The following is a 22,155-nucleotide window of genomic DNA, read 5'->3' as shown; positions in this document are numbered from 1 at the left end:
CAGATTTCGAGGCACGATTGCGGCACGGTATGCCGGTCGTGCTAAAGCGCACTTTCAAAATCAGGCGCTTTGCAGGCACTTCCTAGCGCCCCCGGTTGGATTCGAACCAACGACCTGCGGATTAGAAGTCCGCTGCTCTATCCAGCTGAGCTACAGGGGCGTGGCGGCGCAGCTTAGATGCTGCGCCGCCGGAAATCCCGGTCAGCAGGGCTTGGGCTTGCTGCCGGGCGGCTGGCACTGGGTCGTGACGACCGGGGACTTGCGCGGGAGGATCTTCAAGGTCTTGATCGCGCTGGACATGGCCGGGTGGGAGACCGTCACCGTGATCGTCGAGCCGGCCTTCAGCGGCTTCTTGGTCAGAGACTTGAGGGACACGATGCCGGCGGCGTTGGTCTTCTTGAAGCCCTTGGCCGAGACGGTTGAGCCGGCCGGGACGCCCTTGACGACGAGGGAGGTGAGCTTGGTCTGCTTCTTGGTGGAGCTGGAGAAGCTGAAGGCGAGCGTGACGACGATCTGAGGTGCGGCGGTGCTGGACTTCGCTCCGCTGAGCACGCTGCCGGTGCCGGTGCCGGTGTGGCTCGGGGTCGGCTGCGGCGTCACGGGATCGACGACCGTGGCTGGGGGCGGCGGCGGCGCGGGCGCGACGGTGAAGGTGCGCTTGATCGGGGTCGACTCGGCGTTGCCGACCGCGTCGGTCGCGCGGACCTCGAACGCGTACACGCCCGGCGCGAAGCCCGCGGCCACGTGGCCGGCGGCCGACGAGCACGGACCGAAGGGGCCCGGGGTGAGGGCCGCGGGGTGGACGCGGCACGCGTAGGACACGCCGGGCTCGTTCGCGCTGAACGACCAGCCGATTGAGGTCGACGTGGTGGTGGCGCCGTCCTCCACGTCGGAGATGACGGTCGTGACCGGGGCGACGGTGTCGATCGAGAAGCTTCGGGTGACGTCGGCGACGTTGCCTGCCGCGTCCGTGGCGCGGACGGAGAACACGTAGGCGCCGTGTGGCTTGCCGGACACCGAGTGCGCGCCGGCGCCGCCCGAGCAGGCGCCGAACGCGGCGGGAGTGCCGAGCGGCACGACGCTGCACTTGACGGACGTCGCGGTGGTGTCGGTCACGGCAAGCGTCCAGGTCTGGGTCGTGCCGCCCGTGAAGGCGGCGCCGCTCGCAGGACCGTTCACGCCGACCGACGGCGCCGTGTTGTCCACGGTCACCGGGACGCTGCTCGTCGACGACAGGCCCGCGGCGTCGAAGGCCTTCGCGCTCGCGTCGTAGTTGCCGTCCTTCATCCCGGCGATCGGGATCGTCGCGGCGTAGGGCGGCTGCTCGTCGACGATCGTCGTGCCGCCGACCGCGAAGATCACGCGCGTGACGCCGGCGTTGTCGCTCGCCGAGGCGCTCAGCGGCACGTTGCCGCGCACGACCGCCCCCGAGGCCACGCCGCCCAAGGACACCGACGGCGCGACTGCGTCACGGAAGTGCGCGGTCACGCCCAGGTCGTCGCTCAACGCGACGTCGCAGGTGCGGCCGGAGCAGTCGCCCGTCCAGCCGTCGAAGACGAACCCGCTCACGCCGACCGTGGCCTTCAGGGCGGTGCCCTGGGCGACCATCTCGCACTCGGGCTTGCCGTGCTCGTCGAGGACGCAGACCTTTTTGTCGACGAAGGCCTCGACGCAGTCGCCGGTCGCGGCGCCGGACAGCCCACGCGCGCAGTTGATGCCGGTCCCGGTCACGGAACCGGGGCCGCTCATGCTCACGCGCAGGGTGCCGTCGGCCAGCGCCGGTGAGGCGATGACGGCAAAGAACGCAAGACACAGCAGGACAAGACGGCGGGCAGACGACACGGGAGACTTCCTTGGCTCGGGCTCGGTGCCCGGCGAAGGAAACGGGAGCCGCCTTGCCGCGACCTTGAAGGAACCTTGGCGGGCCTAGACGCGGCGGTAGAGCCGGCCGGGGCGGCCCGGGCCCTCCGAGCGCTGCGAGCCCGTGTCCTCCAGCAACCCGGTGCCTCGCATGTCACGGCGGAAGTTGGCCGCGTCGACGACCTCGCCGCGCAGCGCCTCGTACAGCTGCTGCGCCTGGCGCAACGTGAACGGCTCGGGCAGCAGCGCCAGCGCCTTGCGCACGAACCAGACCTTGTCCCCCACGCGCGCGTGCAATCTCCAGATGCCGTCGTCGACGATCGTGGCGTGGTCCAAAGCCAGTTCCGGGAGCCGATCGACCGGATGCCAGGACGCCTCGCGCTCCGCGGGCGTCACCTCGGGCAGCGTCTCCGGACGGACCAAAGCCATGTACGCGATGGTCGGCAGCCATCCACGGGGATCACGCAACGGGTCGGCGTAGGTGCGCAACTGCTCGAGGTGCACCGACCCGACACCGGTCTTCTCACGCAGCTTGCGCTCGGCGGTCTCGCTCGGCGCCTCCGACGCACCCACGAAGCCGCCGGGCAGCGAGAACATCCCGCGCTGTGGCTCCTCCAGCCGCCGCGCGAGCAACACGCACAGCCGCCCATCCAAAAGCGTGAACACCACGGGATCGGCGGTCAGGCCGATCGGCGCCTCATACCCCGCGGTGTTGGTCGCCTTCACTGCACCGCGGCGGCGACGACGTCACGCACGGCGGCGACGAACGCGTCGACGTCCTCCTCCGTCGTGTCCCAGGAGCACATCCAGCGCACCTCGCCCGTGGCCTCGTTCCAGTCGTAGAACTTGAACGAGCGCCGGAGCTCGTCGGCGGCGCCCGGGGGCAGCACGGCGAACACGCCGTTCGCCTGCACCGGCTGCGTGATCGTCACCAGCTCGCGCACGCCCTCGGCCAGCCGCGCCGCCATCGCGTTCGCGTTCCCCGCCGACCGCCGCCACAGGTCGCCCTCCAGCAGCGCGAGCAGCTGCGCGCTGACGAAGCGCATCTTCGACGCGAGCTGCATCGACTGCTTCCTCAGGTACAAGAGGGACGGCGCCAGCTCGGCGTTCAGGACCAGCACCGCCTCGGCGGCCAGCAGCCCGATCTTGGTGCCGCCCAGCGACACGACGTCCGCGCCCACGTCCGTCGTGATCGCGCGCAGGTCCACATCCAAGGACGCCGCCGCGTTCGCGAGCCGCGAGCCGTCGATGTGGAAGAGCATCCCGTGCGCGTGCGCGTGATCCGCCAGCGCGCGCAGCTCATCAACCGAATACAAGGTCCCCAGCTCCGTCGACTGCGTCACCGAGACCACGCCCGGCTGGACCGCGTGCTCGTCGCCGATCCGAACGACGCGCGTATCCACGAGCGAAGGCGTCAGCTTGCCGTCCGGCGTCGGGACGGTCAGCAGCTTGATGCCGCCCATCACCTCGGGCGCGCCGCCCTCGTCCACGTTCAGGTGCGCGGTCTCGGCGCAGATGACGCCCTGCCACGGCCGCAGCATCGACCGCAGGCCGACGACGTTCGCGCCCGTGCCGTTGAACACGGGGAAGATGTCCCGCGTCCCGAACAGCTCGAGCGCGCGGTCGCGCAGCTGGCCGGTCCACTCGTCGTCCCCGTAGGACGTGGCGTGGCCGACGTTGGCGGCCGCGATCGCCTCGAGCGCTTCGGGGACGATCGGGGCGTAGTTATCGGAGGCAAAGGCGCGCATCGGCTCAGACACTAGGACACGCACGGTGACGGTTCCGGGAGGAACTTCGGTCAGGCCCGCGTCGCGCACCTCCGCGACGCACCCGTCCAACCGATCCCACGCGCGCGGGACGATCACCCGCGCGGCGCTGACGTCCAACCCCAAGGCATCCGCCATCACCGCCGCGTGGGCGATCTGCGCGAGCGTCTTGCCCGTGCTCATCTTCACCAACGGGTTGACCGCGTAGACGACCGGCGCGGACGCGAAGGAACCGGGCGCGAGCAGCTCCGTCGACATCGCCTGGATCTTCAGCAGCGTCTCGCTCCGCTCCGACCGCCTTCGTGGCGGCAGCGCGATCACGCCCTCCCCGCCGACCGCGTGCGGCTCTTCCAGCAAGCGGGCGAACTGCGACGGCTGGCGCGCGCGCAGCACGACCTTGCCCGCACGGGCGAGCCATTCGGCCGGCAGGTCGAACTCCCGCACCGCCCGCACGGCCGCGAGGCCGACCATGCGTCCACCCTCGCTCAGAGTTGTGAACGCTCCGCGCCGGATGACGATGTACATCCGGTAGGGATCGTCGGTCACAGGTTCACGCCAAGCCAGACGATCACGAGAGAGACGAGGAGGATCGCCCCCTGGAGCCAATGCGCAGCGCCGTTGCGGAGATGCACGAGGATCAATCCGCCGGCCAGCGCGAACAGCCCGAGTTTGAGGTGCAACGTGCCGTCGGACCACAGTGACCGGTCCGTCGCCATCCACGCACCCGTCGCCAGCAACACGGCCAGCGCCCCGAGGGACGCCCAGCCGAACCGCCGCGCCACCGCGCGCAGGCCTTCGCGGTCACGTCCGCGAAGTCCGGGCACCACAGCGATGCCCAGGACGAGTTGCCCGCCTACGAACATCGCCATGGCAAGGAGATGCAGATATAGGGGAATCACGTCGGGACACACTCCAGCATTCGGAGGTCATGCCAGTACTCGTAGCCCTCGCGACCCGGGACCAGACCCCGCTCGCGTAGGTACTCGAGCCACGAACGCGACTCGGGCGTCACACCGCTCGTCACCGCGTTGACCTTCAACGGCACGGTAAGCCGGTCCAGCTCGCGCACGGCCCAGCCATTCTCGGCCAGCCAGCGCTCGGGCTCCGCCCCGCTCAGCGACGAGATGTTCAGCAAGAGCACGCCCCCGTCAGCGAGCATGGACCGGCCTTGCCGCGCCAGCTTGGCGATCAGATCGAGGCCCTCGTACGGGTTGTCGTTGCGCATACCCGGCCGTGGGATGTAGGGCGGGTTGCAGAAGATGACGTCGAAGCTCCCCGCGAAGCCGATCGTCGGATCGTCCGGCTGGGGACACACGAGCGACACCGAGGCGGAGTGCGAGAGCCCCGCCAGCGCATCCCGCGCACACGCGAGCGCGTCCAGGTTGATGTCCGACGCCACCGCACGCGTGATCGACGTGCCGTGCGTGAGCGCGTACTTGGTCAGGAAGCCCGAGCCGCAGCCGATCTCGGCGACGCTCGAGGCCGCCGCGGCGTACGGCTTCAAGGCGCGCGCGAAGAACACCGTGTCGATGCTCGGGCACCACACGCGCGGGTACACGTTGGGCGACCACGACACCTCGACGCCGTCGAAGCGCACGGTCCGCGGGTACGTGCTGTACAGCGCGTGGACGGCGTCGCGCAGCCCGGGCGCCAACGCTCCGATTCGCGCCGTGTCGGTCATCAGCACCGGGTCCGGACAGGTCCAGACCGGCCAGGGCTCAAGTGAGCCGCGCGCCGCGCCGAGGATGGTCTCCTGCTCACCACTTTCAGCAAGCACCGTCAACCCCGAGAGGTCGGCCTTCACATCGATGATCAATCGGGGCGCCGGGATTCGAACCCGGGACCTCATGCTCCCAAAGCATGCGCGCTAACCAGGCTGCGCTACGCCCCGCTGTCCAGGCAGTATCGCAGCGGATTGAAGTTTTCCGGCGAGGTGCCGATGAAGTAGGCAACAAAGAAAGTTCTGCCTCCCGATAAAGGCAAACCGTCTGCGAGGACGGGGCGCAAAGCCACGGGGCTCTCTGAGCCAGCCGGGCTACCGAAGGATTCGTGCCAGCACGGCACGTCGGGTCGACGGAACGAACTGACCCGACAAGTGCGAAGAGGTCGCCGCCGTGCTCAAGAAGATCGTCACCCGCTTCATCCCCGTCGCCGCCGTTGCCACCGGCCTCGTGTTCGCCGCTCCGGTGAGCGCCGACGCCGCCCCGACGAAGACCAAGGGCACGACGAAGTCCAAGACCGTCAAGGCCAAGATCGCCCTCGGCGACAAGCGCCAGGTCAAGGCCAAGGCGAAGGCGTCCAAGACGAAGACCAAGGTCCAGGCCAAGGCTTCCGTCGCTCCTTGCGCCAACACGACGATCACGCCGGACGCGACCAACCTCGACGCCGTCCGCGCCGCGCTGCTGTGCCTGCACAACCAGATCCGCGCGCAGGCCAACCTGCCGGTCCTCAAGGACAACGCGAAGCTGCGCAAGGCCGCGGTCGGGCACTCGAACGACATGGTCAACGACGGCTTCTTCGACCACACCAGCCCGAACGGCGACACGTTCGTGGACCGCATCATCGGCGCCGGCTACGCCAAGCGCAACGACGGCTGGACGATCGGCGAGAACCTCGCCTGGGGCACGGGCGAGCTGAGCACCCCGCAGGCGATCATGAACGCCTGGATGAACTCCTCCGGCCACAAGGCCAACATCCTCAAGAAGTCGTACAAGGAAGTCGGCATCGCGGTGCGCATCGGCGTCCCGACCGACGGCACCGTCGGCGCGACCGTCACCGCCGACTTCGGCGCCAAGGTCTGAGCGGCTGAGCGCCTAACATCGACGTCGATGGCCGACGTCGAGCCCCTTCTCGCACTTCACTACGACCTCGCGAAGGTCGGCGGGCTCCAGCCCGTTGCCGCACCCCCTTATGACGTGATCGACGCGGCCCAGCGAGCGGAGCTCCTGGGCCAGTCGCCGTTCAACGTGGTCGAGATCGACCTGCCGCAGAGCGACGGCGATCCGTACGCGCACGCGGCCGAGGTGCTCGATACCTGGGCGAAGGACGGCGTCGTCGTCCGCGACGAGTCCCCCGCCCTGTGGGCGCTCGCGCAGGACTACACGGGCCCGGACGGCCGGCCGCGCACCCGCCACGGCGTCTTCGCGCGCGTGAAGGTCGAGGACTACGGCCCCGGCCGGATCCGCCCGCACGAGCGCACGCACCCGGGGCCGAAGGAGGACCGGCTACGGCTCACGCGCGCGACGCGCACGAACCTCTCCCCCATCTTCTCCCTGTTCGACGATCCCGAGAACGCCGCCTGGAAGGCCGTCGAGCCGTTCACTGCCGGCGCGCCGTGGGGCGAGGTCACGGACGACGAGGGCACGACGCACAAGCTCTGGCGCGTGGACGACGAGCAGGCGACCGCGGCCTTCAAGGCCACGCTGAACGCGACCGAGCTGCTGATCGCCGACGGCCACCACCGCTACGAGACGGCCCGCGTCTATCAGCAGGAGAACGCCGCCGCCGATCATGTCCTCATGTGCCTGGTCGCACTGCAGGACGAGGGCCTGACCGTCTTCCCGACGCACCGCCTGGCCACGAACGCCGACATGGACGCGCTCGCGACGGCCCTGGAGCGCGACTGGACCACGGAGCCGCGTGACACGCTGAGCATCGGGTACTACGCGAACGGTGAAGAGCAGACGCTGTACCTCAAGGACTGGGCGATCGCCGACGCCGCCCTCGAGGGCAAGCCGGAGCCGTACCGGCGCCTGGACACCGCCGTGCTCGAGAAGCTCATCCTGATGAACGCGCTCGGGCTCACCGAGGACGACATCTCGCACCTGCACGGCCTGGACTACGCGCGCACGCCCGAGCTGGCGCGCGCCAAGGTCGACGCGGGCGAGGCGAACGCGGCGTTCCTGATGAACGCGAGCCCCGTCGAGCGCGTGCGCGACGTGGCCGCCGCGGGCGAGAACATGCCGCCGAAGTCGACCTACTTCTACCCCAAGGTGCTGACGGGGATGGTCTTCAATCCCCTGGAGGACTAGATGGCGCTGATCAACCGATCAGACAAGACGGCCTCGGGCGCGATGCGGGCGGTCGCGCGCAAGCGTGAGCGCTACACGCACGACGTCAAGGCGGGACGGCACACGATCACCGCCGACGAGCCCGAGTCCGCGGGCGGGCAGGACCTCGGCCCGAGCCCGCAGGAGTTGCTCGCCGCCGCGCTCGCGGCCTGCACGGCCGTGACGATGGAGATGTACGCGGAGCGCAAGGGCTGGAACGTGGACGGCCTGGAGGTCGACTGCCGCTACTCGCCCGCCGAGCGTGGCTGCCCGACCCGCTTCGAGATGATCATGCGGATGCCCGCCCACCTCAGCGAGGAGCAGGTCGAGCGCCTGCAGGTGATCGCGGCCAAGTGCCCGGTCCACCGCACCCTCGAGGGCGAAGTGGCGTTCGACGAGCGGGTCGAGCTCACCTGACCCTGAAGGAGCAGCTGAGCGCCGCCCTCCTCACGCCGGAGGAGGCGCTCGGCATGGACGTCCGCGGCGGGAATACGCACTCCGCCGTGCTCGTCCCGCTGTTCTGCGACCCGGACGACCGCCTGCACGCGGTCTTCACCAAGCGCCGCGAGGACCTCAGCCGCCACGCCGGCGAGATCTCGTTCCCCGGCGGGCGCCGCGACGACGGCGAGACGCTGCAGGAGACCGCGTTGCGGGAGGCGTGGGAGGAGGTCGGGCTCCCGGCGCAGGCCGTGGAGCTCGTCGGCGCGCTCGTGCCCGTCGGGACCGTCGCCACCGACTACGCGATCTATCCGTTCGTCGGCCTGATCGAGCACGGCTTCGAGTGGGTGATGCAGGAGACCGAGGTCGCGGAGGTGCTCGAGTTCGCGCTGGAGGACCTCGTCGCCGGGCACTCGCTCAAGCGGATGGAGCGCCGCGGGATCGCGTTCCGGACGGACGTCTACGAGGTCGGCGACCACCTGGTCTGGGGCGCGACGGCCCGCATCCTGAACGACCTGCTCAGACGCCTAGGAGTCGGTCCACGGCAGCCTTGGCGTCTGCTCCCGGAGTGAGCACCTCGAGCGGGATCTGCCAGGTCTCGCTCGCCCGCCGCGCCGTGTCCGCGTGCGCGCCCTCGTAGACCACGCCGCGCACGCCGGTGTCGACGAGCTTCTCGAGGAACATCCGCAGCCGGCCTTCGGGGATCTCGAGCCCGCCGGCCAGCCAGCACGCGATCGTGACGCCGTGCAGCGCGTCCATCAGTGTCGCGATCCGGTCCGGGTCGCCGACGTAGGCCTCCGCGCCGGAGGTTCGAATGTCCTCGACGTGCGCACCGCGGGTCGTGCCGCGTACGGCGTGACCGTCGGCGCGCAGCGCGGCCGCCAGCTCACGCCCGCGGCACCCGCAGGGCACGATCAGGACTCGCGCCACTCGGACTCGATGTCCTCGAGCGAGCGCTCGGGCTTGCCACGGCGGCGCCGAAGCTCGTTCTGGGCCGCGACCATCTGCTCGATGTCGTCGACCTCGTTCTCCGCCTCGACCTCCGCCGAGCGCGTCGGCTTCCAGTCGAGGATCTCCAGTGCGGAGCGCTTGCTGAACACACCGAGCAAGATCACCGTCACAAAAAGGGCTCCAACGATCACAGTAGAGACCAAAGTGAACGTGTCCACGCCGCGAGTGTAGGCTCGCCGCTCCGATCGCCCTCCCCAGGTGTTGAACTTTCCCGTGACCCGAGCCGTCCTTGCCGCAACCCTCGTCCTGCTCCTGAGCGCGCCCGCCGCGCACGCCGCCGTGCCTGAGTTCCCTCAGGATCTGCCCGGCGAAGCGACCGCGTCCGCGGTCCGGTCGGACCCTGACACCTGGCTGGTGGGCGCCGAGCCCGGCGCGGAGGCCAAGGCCGTCGCCGCCCGCTTCGGCGCGCGCCACTCCGGCCTGGGCAACTACGTGGTCGAGCGCGACCAGGCGCGTGGCTTCGCCCACGCCCTCGAGGCGCGCGGGCTGCTCCTGTACTCGCAGGCGAACACGGTGCTCAAGAGCAAGCAGGCCGTGCCGGACGACCCGCTCTCGGTCGCGCCGAACAACTGGCGCGCCCGGCTCGTCTCGCCGGCCACCGTCCCGCCGCCGGTCACGCCCGAGAGCCCGCTGATCGCGCTCGTGGACGCGGCCGCCGACCCGGCGCACCCGGAGTGGGTGGGCTCGGCGTTCGCGACGATCCCCGGCACGCCGGTCACGAACTCGCACGGCACGGCCACGGCGTCGGTCGCCGCGGCGCCACAGAACGGCGTCGGCATCCTCGGCGTCTGGCCGGGTGCGCGGGCGCTCAACGTCCCGCTCGCGACCACCCCGGGCGTGCCCGAGGGCGGCATCACCTGCGCGGCCTCCGGTGAGGCGATCGGCAAGGCGGTCGCCGCCGGCGCCGCCGTGATCAACATGAGCTACGGCTCGCCGTCGCGCTGCGCGGCCGAATGGGTGCAGCTGTACTTCGCGCTGGCCAAGGGCGTCATCCCCGTCGCCGCGGCGGGCAACGAGTTCCAGGACGGCAACCCGCTCGAGTTCCCGGCCTCGCTCCCGCACGTCGTGACGGTCGCCGCGACCACGCCGGACGACCGCAGCGCGTCGTTCTCCAACGCCAACGCCGCCGTCGACCTCAGCGCCCCGGGCGTGGGGATCATGACCGCGGTCCCGCCGGCGCTGGACACGGACGGCGTCCAGGACGGCTACCAGATCATGGACGGCACGAGCTTCTCGGCGCCGATGGTCTCCGCCGCGCTGGCCTGGGTCCGCGCGGCCCGCCCGGACCTCACGCCGGACCGCGTCGTGCAGGCCGTGCGCCTGACCGCGCGCGACATCGTCTCCCCCGACGGCCAGGACCGGCCGGGCTGGGACCCGCTGACCGGCTTCGGCGTGCTCAACATCGACGCCGCGCTGACGGTCGCCGCCGACAAGCTGCCGATCCAGGACCCGTACGAGCCCAACGACAACCTCGTGTGGGTGGACGGCACCGCGTTCGGCAAGCCGTCGACGCCGATCTGGCAGGGCGGCAAGAGCGTGCAGGTCGACGCGCTCCTGGACAAGCAGGAAGACCCGGTGGACGTATATCGGATCGTCATCGGAGGCAAGAAGTCGGCGACGGTCAAGGTCATCCCGCGCTTCGGGGATCCGTCGCTCGAGGTCTTCACCACCGAGGCGGTCTCGGTCAACGATCTCGACGGCAGAGTCGCGAAATCGCGCAAGTCGGGCTCGAAGAAGACCGAGCAGGTGACCGTCCGCAACAACGGCTCCAAGAAGCGCTCGTACTTCCTCGTGGTCAAGCCGCAGGGGAGCTCGCGCTACCAGGAACGCCAGTATTCGTTGCGCGTGCGCTGAATCTCTGCTTACAGTCCTTCGGATGCGTCGAGCCGTCGTCTTCACCCTCGCCGCGCTCGCGCTCGTCTGCGCCGCGCCCGCGTACGCCACCCGCACCGTGGCCGTGGACGCCGCGAACGCGGTCCACAGCTTCGTCGTGGGGACCGACGGCGCGCTCTACCACGCGCCTCCGGGCGGAGTGCTGGAGCGCGTGGGCGGCGCCGGGCTCGTGCAGGAGCCGGTCGCCGCGGTCCGTGACGCGGCCGGCACGATCGTCGTCGCCGCGCGCGGTGAGGACGGCACGGTGTACGTCCTGCCGGACGGCGACTGGTCCGCGCGCGAACCCGTCGCCACCGGCGCGGCCGGCGCGCCAGATCTGCTCCTGAACGCCGACAACCGGCTCGAGCTCTACTTCCGCGGCGTGGACGGCAAGCTGTGGTGGACGGCGCAGACCCTCACGGGCTGGGCCGATCCCGAGGCGCTCGGTGGCTCACCCGCGGGCGAGCCGGCGGCGATCCTCGACAGCCGCCCCCGCTCGATCGTGTTCGTGCGCGAGACCGACAGCGAGCTGCGCGTCTGGGTCAACGACGGCGGCTGGGCGAACGCGCCCCTGGGCGGCCCCTTCCCGGGCGACCCGGCGGTCGCCCGCGACGCCGGCGGTCGGCTCACGCTGTTCGCGCGCGGGCAGGACGGCACGCCGTGGTTCACCCGCCAGCCGGACGCGTCCGCGTTCACCTTCTCGTTCTTCACGTCCCACAGCCCGGTGCAGATCGTCGGTGACCCGAGCGTCGTGACCAGCGGCGACGGCGCGCTGCACGTGTTCGCGCGCGGCGCCGACGGCGCGCTGTGGTGGACCCACAACGAGCCGGCCAACAACATCTGGAGCCTGTGGGAGTCGCTCGGGGGCACGCTCGCCGGCGATCCCGTCGCGATCCGCAACCGCTTCGGGCTCGTCGAGGTGGTCGCGCCCGCCGCCGGCGGGGCCTGGACCAGCCGGGCGCAGACCGCGCCGGCCACGTGGGAGCCGGGCTTCCGCTCGCTCGGCGAGCCCAAGCCGCCCGCCGACCCGCCGCCGGTGGTCGTCGTTCCCGCGCCGGCCCCGCCGCCGGTGATCGTCTCGCCGACCTACGTGCCCAAGCGCCTCCTCGTCGACCTGGTCGCGGGCGCCAAGGCCGGCAAGACGAGCACGGTCTTCAAGACCCTGACGGTCAAGGGTGTGCCCGCGGGCGCGACGGTCACCGTCACGTGCGCGAAGGGCTGCAAGCGCACGTCGCTGACCTTCCGCAACGTCAACGGCACGGTGTCGCTGAAGGCGCTGTTCGCCAAGCGCGCCAAGCAGGGCACGCTGAAGGCGGGCACGAAGATCCGCGTGGCCGTCTCGGCGCCGAACATGATCGGCGCCGTCAAGACGCTCACGGTGCGGCCGAAGCGAGCGCCGACGGTCGCGACCCGGTGCCTCGCACCGGGCGCAACGACCGAGACGCTCTGCGCGGCCTAGCTACTTGCGCTCGTACGTGCCGGTGAAGGAACCGACGGCGACTGCGCCCTCGAGCTTCGCCAGCACGTCCTCGGGCGAGGCGCCGGCTTCCAGCGCGCTCGCGTCCTTGATCGCGTAGAAGCTGAAGATGTAGCGGTGCTTCTCGCCCTCGGGCGGGCACGGCGGCGTCCAGCCGTCCTTGCCGGCGGAGTTCTTGCCTTCCTTCGTGCCGGCCGGGAACTGGCCCTGGGGCGCGAGGCCCGCACCGGTCGCGGCCGTCATGCCGTACGCCGTCCAGTGGTAGAAGGCGCCGTCCTTCGCGTCCGGGTCCTCGACCACGACGATCGTCTCGACGGCCTGGCCCGCGGGCACCGCGCGCCAGACGAGCGTCGGCGGCGTGCCCTCGCCGTCGCAGGTCAGCTTGGCGGGGATCGCCGCGCCGTCCTTGAAGTCGGGCGAGGAGAAGTCGATCGTGTCCGGAGCCGCGGGGAGCGTGCTCACCGCGGGCTCGTCATCGCCGCCGCATCCCGTGAGGAGTGCGGCGGCGGCGAACACCGCTAGGAGCGGGCGACCGGCGCCCACTGCTCTTCGGCGAGGTTGCCGGTGCCCTCGAGGGCCTTCGGGGTCGGGACTGAGGGGTTGTCGCGCAGGTACCATTCGGCGTCGAGCGCAGCCTGACAGCCGGAGCCCGAAGCGGTGATCGCCTGGCGATAGGTGTGGTCGACCAGGTCACCCGCGGCGAAGACGCCGGGGATGTTCGTGCGGGTGGAGCGGCCGTCGACCTTGACGTAGCCCTCGTCGTCGACGTCGATCAGGCCGTCGACGATCTCCGACTGCGGCTCGTGGCCGATCGCGATGAAGGCGCCGGCCATCGGCAGGACCAGCTCCTCGCCGGTCTCGGTGTTGATCAGGTCGGCACGGTCCAGCGCGCCCTTCTCGCCGGGCAGGAACGCCTTGACCGTGTACGGCGTCAGGAACTCGATGTTCTCGGCGGCCTTCGCGCGCTCGAGCATGATCTTCGAGGCGCGGAACTCGTCCCGGCGGTGCACGATCGTGACCTTCGAGGAGAACTTCGCGAGGAAGATCGCCTCCTCCATCGCGGAGTCGCCGCCGCCGACGATGATCGTCGTGCGGTCCTTGTAGAAGGCGGCGTCACAGGTCGCGCAGTAGGACACGCCGCGGCCGCCGAGCTCTTCCTCGCCGGGCACGCCGAGCTTCTTGTGCTCCGCGCCCATCGCGAGGATCACGGTCCGCGCCTTGTACGCCTCGTCGTCGACCCACACGGTGTGCGGCTCGCCGTCGGCGCCCGGCTCGAACTTCGTCACGTTGTCGGTGATGAACCGCGTGCCGAAGCGCTCCGCCTGGTCGCGGAACTTCTGCATCATCTCCGGGCCCATGATCCCCTCGGGGAAGCCCGGGTAGTTCTCGACATCGGTGGTCTGCTGGAGCAGGCCGCCCCACATGAAGCCCTCGATGCACAGCGGGTTCAGATTCGCCCGGGAGGTGTACAGCGACGCCGTGTAACCGGCTGGCCCGCTGCCGATGATGATCACGTTCTCGACGTCTGCCATTCGAACCTTTCCACGCTCACGCTTTACTTTGTATAGTAGCGCCGCGTTCCCGTCGCCAAAGCTCCACGCGTGCGCGAAGCTTGAAGAAGGCGATCACCCCTGGAAGTAGGGGTAGCCAGAACGTCAGAGCGCGGAACACCAGAACGGCGACGACCGCGAGCCCGGCGTCGACGCCGAAGGCGGCGAACGAGCCGATCATGCCACCTTCGACGCCGCCGACGCCACCCGGGATCGGCAGCAGGTTGCCCAGCATCCCGACGAAGAACGCCTGCACGAGCACCGCGAGCGGCGGCGGGTCGCCGAAGGCGTGGAACGCGGCCCACAGCACCGCGATCTGGAACGCCCAGAACGCGATCGCGCCCAGCAGCGCGGGGTCGCGGCTGCGCAGGTGGGCGATCGCGTCGTGCAGGCCGGCGGAGGAGGCGGCGGGGATCGAGGCGAGCTTCTGCGCGACGCGGCCGATGTGGCCGGTGCGGCGGGCGAAGCCGTCGAGGCGGCGCTGCAGGTCGGTCGGGACGAGCAGGATGAGCGCCGCGACGCCCATCATGATCAGCGCGATGATCGCCGGGACGAGCGTCATCGCCACCGGCGCCTCGCCCGGGAACAGGCCGATCCGCAGGCCGAGGCCGCAGATCAGGACCGCCGCCGCGTACGGGAAGTAGGTCAGGACGAGGAAGCTGATCGTCTTGTCGGCGACGACGCGGCGGCCGAGGCCCGCCTGGCGCAGCGCCCAGGCCTGCAGCACGAGCCCGCCGGCGCCGCCGGCCGCGAACAGCCGGCTCGCCGCGAGGCCGGCCATCGTGATCAGGTAGCTCTCCGTGCGGCCGATGACGCCGGCGCCGACCTTCGAGAACACCCCGCGGAACATCTCGATGTAGCCCCAGAACATGCCGAGCGCGAAGGCCAGCGCGACCAGGATCCAGAACGGCGAGCCGTCCCGCATCCGCTCCCACGTGTCCTCCAGGCCCGCGAGCTGCGGCAGCAGCAGGTAGAGCGCGAGGATCATCGCGGCGAGGAAGCCGGCCAGCGTCAGGACGCTCCGCGTCGTGAACTCGAGGCCGCGATCGTCGTCGTCGTGCTCGTCGCCGGGCGGGCGGGGCTCCACCTCTCGCTCCGGCGCCCTGGTCATGCCCGGGCCTTCGCCTCGAGCTGCTGCAGCGTGCGGCTGATCCGCCGGGCTACCGGCGATACCTTCGGCGTCGCGGCCTGGATGCTCTCCGCGAGCGCCAGGCCCGCCATCAGGTCGGTGACGTAGTGCTCGCCCAGGTAGACGAGCGCGAGGCCGAGCGTGGCCACGTAGCTCCAGCCGAGCAGGCCCGCGCCACGGCCGGTGTCGCTCAGGACGTGCGCGGCCGTCACGGAGGTGGCGAAGTGCAGCGACGGCATGGCGGCCAGGGGATTGCCTCCCAAGACACCGTACAGAGGCGCCCAGCCCGCCTTCCAGAACTGCTCGCCGTACTCGACCATCATCCGCCGCAGCTCCGGCGTCCGGCCGTCCTCCATCAGGCCCTGCTGCGCCGCGTACCACGGCGGAGCGGTCGGCACCGCCCAGTAGCCGATCACGCCGATGTCGAACGTCGCGTAGATCCGCGCCGCCGCCGTCGGGAACTGCTTCGGGTGCTTGAACAGCACGTACGCGACCGTGCCGTGCGGGACGGCGAACCACACCCAGTGCGAGAACACCAGGAGCTTCTCCCACGCGCGGAACCGCCCTTCGGCGCCGAACGCCCGCTGCAGGCGCATGGTCGGCGTGGTCCCGAGGCCGATGACCCGGTCGATCCTCACCGGGTACTTGACCTTGACCCGCGCCTCGAGCTTCTCCGGATCGTCGTTGGGCATCTGGTACGTCGCCAGATACGCGTACATCTGCAGCACGCACATCCCGACGTCGCGCGTCCGGCTGCGCGGCATGAGCGTTCCTAGGGCGAACGGCGTAGCCGCCGCAGCGGCGATCACCACGGGCGGCTTCAGGCGGAGCCGACGGCGGAGCAACGGCGCCGCGAGGCCGACGGCGAGCACCGTGCAGGCGGCCGCGCGGATGGCGGTCGAGCGGGGCACGGAGACAGGAACTTATCGAGTCGGGCGGATGGGCCTGGTACGGCCAGCCCCATTTCTCATCTTGGGGCGGGCTGCAGGGACCCAACTTCTGATCACACCGTCGGGCGCCGCGTCAAGAAATTCATGCCCGCGACGCTCGTGCATCGCGCGGCCGGATCAGGAATTTCTTGACCCGGCGCGGCCGGCGTGATCTGGGCGGGTGAGGAGGGTTCCCCTCACTGAGTGAACGCTCAGGCGTTCACCTCAGATCGATCACGAAGGACCACCCGTGACCGTTCGGCGAGGGGGTGTGTCCCCAAACTCCCGCATAGCGGGAGTTTCCGGGCACACCCCTCCTTCCCGGCCTGATCGTGGGGTGTGTCCCGAAACCGTCCTTACGGGAAGGTTTCGGGACACACCCTCCGCGAAACCGGCCCTCGCCATACGAGACGGGGGAACGCACGGCGTTCCCACAGCGAGGGGAACCCTCCTGACCAGCCCATCAGCGCGCCGGCCGCGGCGGGTCAAGCAATTCCTGACGCCCGCAACGCTCTCCGCCCACGCTTGGGCATGAATTGCTTGACGCGACGCCCGACGGTGTGCTCAGCCGTTGACGTTCACGCGGCGACCAGCGCCGCTTCGTGCACGAACGAGCGCACGACCCGTGACCGCGGGTCCACTTCCGGGTGCCACTGCACGCCCAAGGCCCACGCGGTCTCGGGCAGCTCGATCGCCTCGACGAGGTCGTCCAGCACGCTCCAGCCCGAGGCCACGATGCCCTCCCCCAGGTCGGAGACGGCCTGGTGGTGGTGCGACTTGGTCGCGTGCAGCGTCTCTCCACACGCCCGGGCGGCCAAAGATCCCGGCTCCAGGCGCACGTCGTGATCCGCATTGTCGAACGAGCCGAGCGCACGCCGGTGGTCCGTGTGCCCCACGTCCTCGGGCAGGTGCTGGATCAGCGTCCCGCCGCGGGCGACGTTCATCAGCTGCATCCCGCGGCAGATTCCCAGCACGGGCAGGTCGCGCTCCAGCGCCCGCGTGAACAGGGCGATCTCGGCACGGTCACGGTCCACCCGGGTGTTGGTGACCTTGGGGTGCCGCGGGCCGCCGTAGGAGGACGGGTCGATGTCGGCGCCGCCGGCGAGCATGAGGCCGTCCAACCCCTCGAGCACGTCGTCGGGATGGTCGGCGACCCACTCGTCGGGCGGAAGCATCATCGCGATCGCGCCCGCGCCCTGGAGCGCGTCGACGTACGCCCGCGAGAGCAGGAAGGCCTCGCGGTCCCAGACGGTCCAGCGCGCCCGCTCGAGCGCGGTGCAGAGACCGATCCGGGGGCGTCGCGCAAACGGCATAGGCCAATGGACTACCCCGACTTGCAGCACAATCACACCCATGACCGTCCAAGTGGAGCGCAACGGCGCCGTGTGCACGATCACGCTGAACCGGCCCGAGGCGATGAACGCCGCGAACACGGAGCTGCGTGACGAGCTCCGCCAGGCCGTCGAAGAGAGCGCCGCGGATCCTCACATCCGGGCCGTGATCCTCACGGGCGCGGGGAAGGCGTTCTGCTCCGGCGCGGACCTCAAATCGGGCTTCGACCCGGCCGAGGACGGACGGCCGGACGTGCAGGCGGCGCTGCGCGACCACTTCCACCCGATCATCGAAGGCCTGCGGACGATGGACAAGCCCGTGATCACCGCGGTCAACGGGCCGGCGGTGGGGATCGGGATCTCGTTCGCGCTCGCCGGGGACCTCGTCCTCGCGGCCGAATCGGCGTATTTCATGCTCGCGTTCGTGAACATCGGTCTCGTGCCCGACGGTGGTTCGAGCTTCCTCATCCCGGAGCGGATCGGGTTCGCCCGCGCGTCGGAGATGGCGCTGCTGGGCGAGAAGGTGCCGGCGCGCCAGGCCTTGGAGTGGGGCCTGATCAACCGCGTCATCGAGGACTACGCGCTGCTGGCGAACACCGAGGAGCTCGCGCAGCGCATGGCCAGCGGCCCGACGCGCTCGTACGCGGGCTCCAAGCGCCAGCTGAACGCCTGGTCCTTCAACCGGTTCAAGGAGCAGCTCGAGCTCGAGGCCGAGATCCAGCACGGGGCGGCGCGCACGGCCGACTTCCTCGAAGGAGTCACGGCGTTCGTCGAGAAACGAGCCCCGCGATTCACCGGAGCCTGAGCGTCAGTGACCCGACCGCGCCGCGAAGGCATCCGCTCGCTCCTTATACTCCCGGCCCTCGTGTCCGAAGGTCGTAATCGTCGACGCCTGCTGCTTGCGCTGCCCCTAGCGCTCGTGGCCGCGCTCCTTGCCGCACCGGCCGCGCGTGCCGGTTTGCTGTTCCCCGAATCCGGCGGCTCGCCGAACGCGGACAGCATCCACACCCTCTACGTGATGGTGTTCATCCTCGCGTTGTTCATCTTCGTGGGGGTCGAGGGAGCGCTGCTGTGGGCTCTCTTCCGCTTCAAGGCCAAGAAGGGCGCCACCGCGGCCCAGATCCACGGCAACACCAAGCTCGAGGTCGGCTGGACCGTCGGCGCGTTCTTGATCCTCATCTTCATCACGGCGTTCACGTTCATCCAGCTGCCGTCGATCAAGAACCCGAAGCCGTCGCTCATCGACGCGGACGGCAATCAGGTCTCCCAGGTCGAAGGCGCGCAGTTCGCCGCGACCAACCAGTCCGTCCCCAAGGGCGACACGATGACCATCGAGGTCAACGGCCAGCAGTACGTGTGGCGCTACCTCTACCCGGGGCAGGACCAGCTGCTGACCTACACGGACATGGTCGTGCCGGTCGGCATGACCGTCCTCCTCGACATCACGGCCGACGACGTCGTCCACTCGTGGTGGATCCCCAAGCTCGGCGGCAAGATGGACGCCGTCCCGGGCTATACGAACAAGCTTTGGTTCCGGATCCCCCCGGACGCCATCCCGGAGGGGCAGAAGCAAGTTGTTTACACCGGTCAGTGCGCCGAGCTGTGCGGGCGCAACCACGCGAACATGTACGGCCGCGTGATCGGCATGAAGATGGAGGACTACAAGGCGTGGTACGCCGAGAAGGTCCAGCAGGTCAAGACGGCTGAGACCGACGTGTCCGAGCAGCAGAAAGAGCTCACCGAGCAGCAGAGCCAGGGTGATGGCGAGTGAGCGACCACAGCCTGGGTCGCCCCCAGATCATCGCGTCGGCGGTCGACAACCCCGACCGCACGCGTGGCTGGACCTCGTGGATCACCACGACCGATCACAAGAAGATCGGGATCATGTACCTGGCCACCGTCCTGGTGTTCTTCATCCTGGGCGGGGTCGAGGCGCTGCTGATCCGCACGCAGCTCGCGGTGCCGGACAACACGCTGCTCACGCCTGAGCGGTACAACCAGATCCTCACCATGCACGGGACGACCATGGTCTTCCTGGTCGTCGTGCCGGTGTGGGCGGGCTTCGCGAACTACCTGCTGCCGCTGATGCTCGGCGCGCGCGACGTCGCCTTCCCGCGCCTGAACGCGTGGTCGTACTGGATGTACCTGTTCGGCGGCATCGCGCTCTACGCGTCGATGCTCTACTCCCCGCCGGAGGCCGGCTGGTTCTCGTACGTCCCGCTCAGCCTCAAGCAGTACTCGGGCACCAACGGCCAAGAGGCGTGGATCTACATGGTCCACCTCACCGGCCTGAGCTCGATCATCGGCGCGATCAACTTCATCGCCACGATCCACAACATGCGCGCGCCCGGCATGGGCTGGGGCCGCATGCCCTTGTTCGTGTGGACGATCCTGATCTACGCGTACCTGGTGATCGTGGCCCTCACGTCGCTCGCCGCGACCGTGACGATGCTGCTGCTGGACCGCAACTTCGGCACCGGCTTCTTCGACCCGGCGCAGGGAGGCTCGGCGCTGCTCTGGCAGCACCTGTTCTGGTTCTTCGGGCACCCCGAGGTCTACATCCTCGTGCTGCCGGCGTTCGGCGTCTTCTCGGAGATCCTCCCGGTGTTCGCCCGCAAGCCGATCTTCGGCTACAAGGCGATCGCGGCCGCCACGGTCGGCATCGCCTTCCTGGGCATGCTCGTGTGGGCGCACCACATGTTCGCGACGCCGATGAGCACCACCGTGCTCGCGTTCTTCATGCTCATGTCGTTCGTGATCGCGGTCCCGACCGGCGTGAAGATCTTCAACTGGATCGCCACGCTCTGGCGCGGCACGGTCGAGTGGACCACGGCGCTCCTGTACTGCGTCGGCGGCATCGCGACCTTCACGATGGGCGGCATCACCGGCATCTTCCTGGCGGTCTTCCCGATCGACTGGCAGCTGACGGACACCTACTTCGTCGTCGCCCACTTCCACTACACGGCGTTCGGCGCGTCCGCCTTCGCGATGTTCGGCGCGCTGTACTTCTGGTGGCCGAAGATGACCGGCCGGATGCTCAGCGAGAAGACCGGCAAGCTCGGCTTCGCCCTGCTGTTCATCGGCTTCCACACGACGTTCCTCATCCAGCACTCCGCTGGTCTGTCCGGCATGCCGCGACGGATCTACGAGTACTCGGAGTCCAGCTGGACGGTCTACAACTTCATCTCCACGATCGGCGCGTTCATGATCGCGCTGGCCGCGGCCGTGACCGTGTTCAGCGTCGTCTGGTCGCTCAAGCGCGGCGCGATCGCCGGCCCGGACCCGTGGAAGGCGAACACGCTCGAGTGGTTCACGCCCTCGCCGCCGCCGGAGAACAACTTCGACGTCGTCCCGCGCGTGCGCTCGGTCGAGCCGATGAAGGACATCCGGCGCGAGATCGAGCAGCGCACCAACTCCGAGCAGCGCTACCGCTCCGGCCAGCCGCTGATGCGTTAGATGGAAGCCTCCCGCGCAGCCCTCCCCGTCTCGGGCGTCCGGCAGATCGCCGGCGACTACTTCGAGCTGACCAAGCCGAAGGTGCAGCTCCTGCTGCTCCTGACGACGATCACCACGATGTACGTCGCCGGGGACCCGTCGATCGCGCTCGTCGCGGCGACCGTCCTCGGTGGCTTCCTGAGCGCGGGCGGCGCGGGCGCCTTCAACCACTGGTACGACCGGGACATCGACGAGGCCATGCCCCGCACGGCCAACCGTCCCATCCCGGCCGGCCGCATCTCGTCGCGCGCGGCCCTGATCTACGCGTTCGGGCTGCAGGTGGCGAGCTTCGTCATCCTCGCCGCCGCCGCGAACGTGCTGGCCGCGTTCCTGGCCCTGGCCGGGTTCGTCTGGTACACGCTGGTCTACACGGTCTGGCTCAAGCGCCGCTCGCCGCAGAACATCGTGATCGGCGGCGCCGCGGGCGCCGTCCCGCCGCTCGTCGGCTGGGCCGCGGTCACCGGCAGCGTCGCGCCGACCGCGCTGTACCTGTTCGCGATCATCTTCTACTGGACGCCCCCGCACTTCTGGGCGCTCAGCCTGCTGATGAAGTCCGAGTACGAGCGCGTCGGCGTGCCGATGATGCCGGTCGTGCACGGCGAGAAGGAGACGCGCCGGCAGATCGTGCTCTACACGCTGCTGCTGACGCTCCTGACGCTGCTGCCGTTCGTCTTCGGGTTCTTCGGCCCGCTCTACGCGGTCGTCGCCGTCGGCCTGAACGCCGCCTTCATCACGCTGGCGATCCGCCTGCAGCGCAACGCCGACCGGGCGAGCGCGCTGCGCACGTACCTGTTTTCCCTGAGCTACCTCGCGGTCTTGTTCGTCGCGATGGTGGTCGACGCCCAACTCTTCTCGTAGACTGGCCGCCCGATGGATCGCAAGCTTGCCCGCAGAAACCTCAGGACGGCGTTCTACGTCTCGATCGTGGGGCTCCTGTTCTTCTGCCTGACCTTCGTCGCCGCCTGGGTGTACATCCAATAATGAGCGAGCACGCCGAGAACACCGAAGTCGCCGAGACCGTCGCCACGGTCCCTCCCGTCGGGGAGGAGATCCACATGCCGGCGCACAGCATCCTGCCGCTGCTCAACGCCGCGGCGCTGGCCGGCGCGATCGTCTGCATCACCCTGTCCTGGGTGCTGGTGGCCTTCTTCGGCGTCGCCTTCCTGGCGACCACCATCCGCTGGGTCGCGGACGTCCGGCGAGACATCGCCGAGCTCCCGCTCGACCATTCGCATCACTAGCCGCGTC

23 protein-coding genes, 2 tRNA genes and 1 riboswitch are annotated in these 22,155 nt (G+C 69.8%); of the genes, 11 read left to right on the top strand and 14 right to left on the bottom strand.

Going from position 1 to position 22,155, the window contains the following annotated elements; all coding sequences use genetic code 11:
• Window positions 1-86: 86 nt before the first annotated feature.
• The 7 genes from OJ997_RS06470 to OJ997_RS06440 all read right to left on the bottom strand — a co-directional run bounded on the left by OJ997_RS06470 (window position 87) and on the right by OJ997_RS06440 (window position 5,517).
• A tRNA-Arg gene (locus tag OJ997_RS06470) sits at window positions 87-160 on the bottom strand.
• A gap of 41 nt (window positions 161-201) precedes the next feature.
• The gene (locus OJ997_RS06465) at window positions 202-1,842 is read right to left on the bottom strand and encodes an Ig-like domain-containing protein (protein WP_270024243.1); all 1,641 of its coding nucleotides are present in this window, start codon (window positions 1,840-1,842) and stop codon (window positions 202-204) included.
• Window positions 1,843-1,926: 84 nt separating this feature from the next.
• Window positions 1,927-2,586, bottom strand: coding sequence for an NUDIX hydrolase (locus OJ997_RS06460; protein ID WP_270024242.1), 660 nt, complete (start codon window positions 2,584-2,586; stop codon window positions 1,927-1,929).
• Window positions 2,583-3,608, bottom strand: a complete 1,026-nt coding sequence (locus tag OJ997_RS38075) for a threonine aldolase family protein (protein ID WP_272599445.1) — start codon at window positions 3,606-3,608, stop codon at window positions 2,583-2,585. The genes OJ997_RS06460 and OJ997_RS38075 overlap by 4 nt, the downstream gene beginning before the upstream one ends.
• Before the next feature lie 560 nt (window positions 3,609-4,168).
• Window positions 4,169-4,525: a hypothetical protein gene (locus tag OJ997_RS06450; protein ID WP_270024240.1), complete on the bottom strand. Its 357-nt coding sequence runs from the start codon at window positions 4,523-4,525 to the stop codon at window positions 4,169-4,171.
• Entirely contained in the window at window positions 4,522-5,475 is a 954-nt protein-coding gene (locus OJ997_RS06445) for a methyltransferase (RefSeq protein WP_270024239.1), read from the bottom strand. The genes OJ997_RS06450 and OJ997_RS06445 overlap by 4 nt, the downstream gene beginning before the upstream one ends.
• Window positions 5,443-5,517, bottom strand: a tRNA-Pro gene (locus OJ997_RS06440). The genes OJ997_RS06445 and OJ997_RS06440 overlap by 33 nt, the downstream gene beginning before the upstream one ends.
• A gap of 77 nt (window positions 5,518-5,594) precedes the next feature.
• A riboswitch (cyclic di-GMP riboswitch) is annotated at window positions 5,595-5,669 on the top strand.
• A gap of 71 nt (window positions 5,670-5,740) precedes the next feature.
• On the opposite strand from OJ997_RS06440, the gene OJ997_RS37395 reads away from it, so the two are divergent.
• Genes OJ997_RS37395 through OJ997_RS06420 form a run of 4 tightly spaced genes read left to right on the top strand, consistent with a single transcriptional unit; the run spans window position 5,741 to window position 8,685 of the window.
• The gene (locus tag OJ997_RS37395) at window positions 5,741-6,427 is read left to right on the top strand and encodes a CAP domain-containing protein (RefSeq protein ID WP_270024238.1); all 687 of its coding nucleotides are present in this window, start codon (window positions 5,741-5,743) and stop codon (window positions 6,425-6,427) included.
• Window positions 6,428-6,454: 27 nt separating this feature from the next.
• On the top strand, window positions 6,455-7,657 hold the full coding sequence (locus OJ997_RS06430) for a DUF1015 domain-containing protein (RefSeq protein ID WP_270024237.1): 1,203 nt from the start codon (window positions 6,455-6,457) through the stop codon (window positions 7,655-7,657).
• On the top strand, window positions 7,658-8,092 hold the full coding sequence (locus OJ997_RS06425) for an OsmC family protein (RefSeq protein WP_270024236.1): 435 nt from the start codon (window positions 7,658-7,660) through the stop codon (window positions 8,090-8,092).
• Between the two features lie 53 nt (window positions 8,093-8,145).
• Window positions 8,146-8,685, top strand: coding sequence for an NUDIX hydrolase (locus OJ997_RS06420; protein WP_270024235.1), 540 nt, complete (start codon window positions 8,146-8,148; stop codon window positions 8,683-8,685).
• Here the strand turns inward: OJ997_RS06420 and OJ997_RS06415 are convergent.
• The gene (locus OJ997_RS06415; RefSeq protein ID WP_270024234.1) at window positions 8,633-9,043 is read right to left on the bottom strand and encodes an SDR family oxidoreductase; all 411 of its coding nucleotides are present in this window, start codon (window positions 9,041-9,043) and stop codon (window positions 8,633-8,635) included. The two genes, OJ997_RS06420 and OJ997_RS06415, sit on opposite strands and share 53 nt — an antisense overlap.
• On the bottom strand, window positions 9,028-9,234 hold the full coding sequence (locus OJ997_RS06410; protein ID WP_270024233.1) for a hypothetical protein: 207 nt from the start codon (window positions 9,232-9,234) through the stop codon (window positions 9,028-9,030). Before OJ997_RS06410 ends, OJ997_RS06415 begins: the two co-directional genes overlap by 16 nt.
• Window positions 9,235-9,337: 103 nt before the next feature.
• Here OJ997_RS06410 and OJ997_RS06405 point away from each other — a divergent pair, with 103 nt between their 5' ends.
• Window positions 9,338-10,978, top strand: a complete 1,641-nt coding sequence (locus tag OJ997_RS06405) for a S8 family peptidase (protein ID WP_270024232.1) — start codon at window positions 9,338-9,340, stop codon at window positions 10,976-10,978.
• A 22-nt stretch (window positions 10,979-11,000) separates the two neighbouring features.
• Window positions 11,001-12,455, top strand: a complete 1,455-nt coding sequence (locus OJ997_RS06400; RefSeq protein ID WP_270024231.1) for a PLL family lectin — start codon at window positions 11,001-11,003, stop codon at window positions 12,453-12,455.
• On the opposite strand, the gene OJ997_RS06395 is transcribed toward OJ997_RS06400, so the two are convergent.
• The 5 genes from OJ997_RS06395 to OJ997_RS06375 all read right to left on the bottom strand — a co-directional run bounded on the left by OJ997_RS06395 (window position 12,456) and on the right by OJ997_RS06375 (window position 17,394).
• Entirely contained in the window at window positions 12,456-12,935 is a 480-nt protein-coding gene (locus OJ997_RS06395; protein WP_270024230.1) for a YbhB/YbcL family Raf kinase inhibitor-like protein, read from the bottom strand.
• Window positions 12,936-12,991: 56 nt separating this feature from the next.
• Window positions 12,992-14,005 carry a thioredoxin-disulfide reductase gene (gene trxB / locus OJ997_RS06390; protein WP_270024229.1) on the bottom strand — a complete coding sequence of 338 codons (1,014 nt, stop codon included), beginning with the start codon at window positions 14,003-14,005 and terminating at the stop codon, window positions 12,992-12,994.
• A 16-nt stretch (window positions 14,006-14,021) separates the two neighbouring features.
• Window positions 14,022-15,134, bottom strand: a complete 1,113-nt coding sequence (locus tag OJ997_RS06385) for a lysylphosphatidylglycerol synthase transmembrane domain-containing protein (protein ID WP_270024228.1) — start codon at window positions 15,132-15,134, stop codon at window positions 14,022-14,024.
• Window positions 15,131-16,063 (bottom strand): phosphatase PAP2 family protein, encoded by a 933-nt coding sequence (locus tag OJ997_RS06380; RefSeq protein WP_270024227.1) that lies wholly within the window; start codon window positions 16,061-16,063, stop codon window positions 15,131-15,133. Before OJ997_RS06380 ends, OJ997_RS06385 begins: the two co-directional genes overlap by 4 nt.
• A 596-nt stretch (window positions 16,064-16,659) precedes the next feature.
• Window positions 16,660-17,394: a gamma-glutamyl-gamma-aminobutyrate hydrolase family protein gene (locus tag OJ997_RS06375; protein WP_270024226.1), complete on the bottom strand. Its 735-nt coding sequence runs from the start codon at window positions 17,392-17,394 to the stop codon at window positions 16,660-16,662.
• 40 nt (window positions 17,395-17,434) lie between these two features.
• Between OJ997_RS06375 and OJ997_RS06370 the strand changes: the two genes are divergently transcribed.
• The 5 genes from OJ997_RS06370 (at window position 17,435) to OJ997_RS06350 (ending at window position 22,148) form a co-directional block, all read left to right on the top strand.
• Window positions 17,435-18,217 (top strand): enoyl-CoA hydratase-related protein, encoded by a 783-nt coding sequence (locus OJ997_RS06370; protein ID WP_270024225.1) that lies wholly within the window; start codon window positions 17,435-17,437, stop codon window positions 18,215-18,217.
• Between the two features lie 114 nt (window positions 18,218-18,331).
• On the top strand, window positions 18,332-19,183 hold the full coding sequence (coxB, locus tag OJ997_RS06365) for a cytochrome c oxidase subunit II (RefSeq protein ID WP_270024224.1): 852 nt from the start codon (window positions 18,332-18,334) through the stop codon (window positions 19,181-19,183).
• Window positions 19,180-20,868 carry a cytochrome c oxidase subunit I gene (gene ctaD, locus OJ997_RS06360; RefSeq protein WP_270024223.1) on the top strand — a complete coding sequence of 563 codons (1,689 nt, stop codon included), beginning with the start codon at window positions 19,180-19,182 and terminating at the stop codon, window positions 20,866-20,868. The genes coxB and ctaD overlap by 4 nt, the downstream gene beginning before the upstream one ends.
• On the top strand, window positions 20,869-21,765 hold the full coding sequence (locus tag OJ997_RS06355; RefSeq protein WP_270024222.1) for a heme o synthase: 897 nt from the start codon (window positions 20,869-20,871) through the stop codon (window positions 21,763-21,765).
• A gap of 122 nt (window positions 21,766-21,887) precedes the next feature.
• Window positions 21,888-22,148: a hypothetical protein gene (locus OJ997_RS06350; protein ID WP_270024221.1), complete on the top strand. Its 261-nt coding sequence runs from the start codon at window positions 21,888-21,890 to the stop codon at window positions 22,146-22,148.
• Window positions 22,149-22,155: the final 7 nt, after the last annotated feature.

The sequence above is a fragment of the Solirubrobacter phytolaccae genome (assembly GCF_027587195.1).
GTDB classification, from domain to species: Bacteria; Actinomycetota; Thermoleophilia; order Solirubrobacterales; family Solirubrobacteraceae; genus Solirubrobacter; species Solirubrobacter phytolaccae.
This window is presented reverse-complemented; position numbering and strand designations above follow the sequence as displayed.

Coding starts and splice junctions, on each gene's coding strand:
- OJ997_RS06420 (WP_270024235.1), top strand. CDS start 8,146: ATGGACGTCCGCGGCGGGAATACGCACTCCGCCGTGCTCGTCCCGCTG.
- trxB (WP_270024229.1), bottom strand. CDS start 14,005: ATGGCAGACGTCGAGAACGTGATCATCATCGGCAGCGGGCCAGCCGGT.
- OJ997_RS06350 (WP_270024221.1), top strand. CDS start 21,888: ATGAGCGAGCACGCCGAGAACACCGAAGTCGCCGAGACCGTCGCCACG.
- OJ997_RS06355 (WP_270024222.1), top strand. CDS start 20,869: ATGGAAGCCTCCCGCGCAGCCCTCCCCGTCTCGGGCGTCCGGCAGATC.
- OJ997_RS06445 (WP_270024239.1), bottom strand. CDS start 5,475: ATGAGGTCCCGGGTTCGAATCCCGGCGCCCCGATTGATCATCGATGTG.
- OJ997_RS38075 (WP_272599445.1), bottom strand. CDS start 3,608: ATGCGCGCCTTTGCCTCCGATAACTACGCCCCGATCGTCCCCGAAGCG.
- OJ997_RS06400 (WP_270024231.1), top strand. CDS start 11,001: ATGCGTCGAGCCGTCGTCTTCACCCTCGCCGCGCTCGCGCTCGTCTGC.
- OJ997_RS06385 (WP_270024228.1), bottom strand. CDS start 15,134: ATGACCAGGGCGCCGGAGCGAGAGGTGGAGCCCCGCCCGCCCGGCGAC.
- OJ997_RS06375 (WP_270024226.1), bottom strand. CDS start 17,394: ATGCCGTTTGCGCGACGCCCCCGGATCGGTCTCTGCACCGCGCTCGAG.
- OJ997_RS06425 (WP_270024236.1), top strand. CDS start 7,658: ATGGCGCTGATCAACCGATCAGACAAGACGGCCTCGGGCGCGATGCGG.
- OJ997_RS06430 (WP_270024237.1), top strand. CDS start 6,455: ATGGCCGACGTCGAGCCCCTTCTCGCACTTCACTACGACCTCGCGAAG.
- OJ997_RS06370 (WP_270024225.1), top strand. CDS start 17,435: ATGACCGTCCAAGTGGAGCGCAACGGCGCCGTGTGCACGATCACGCTG.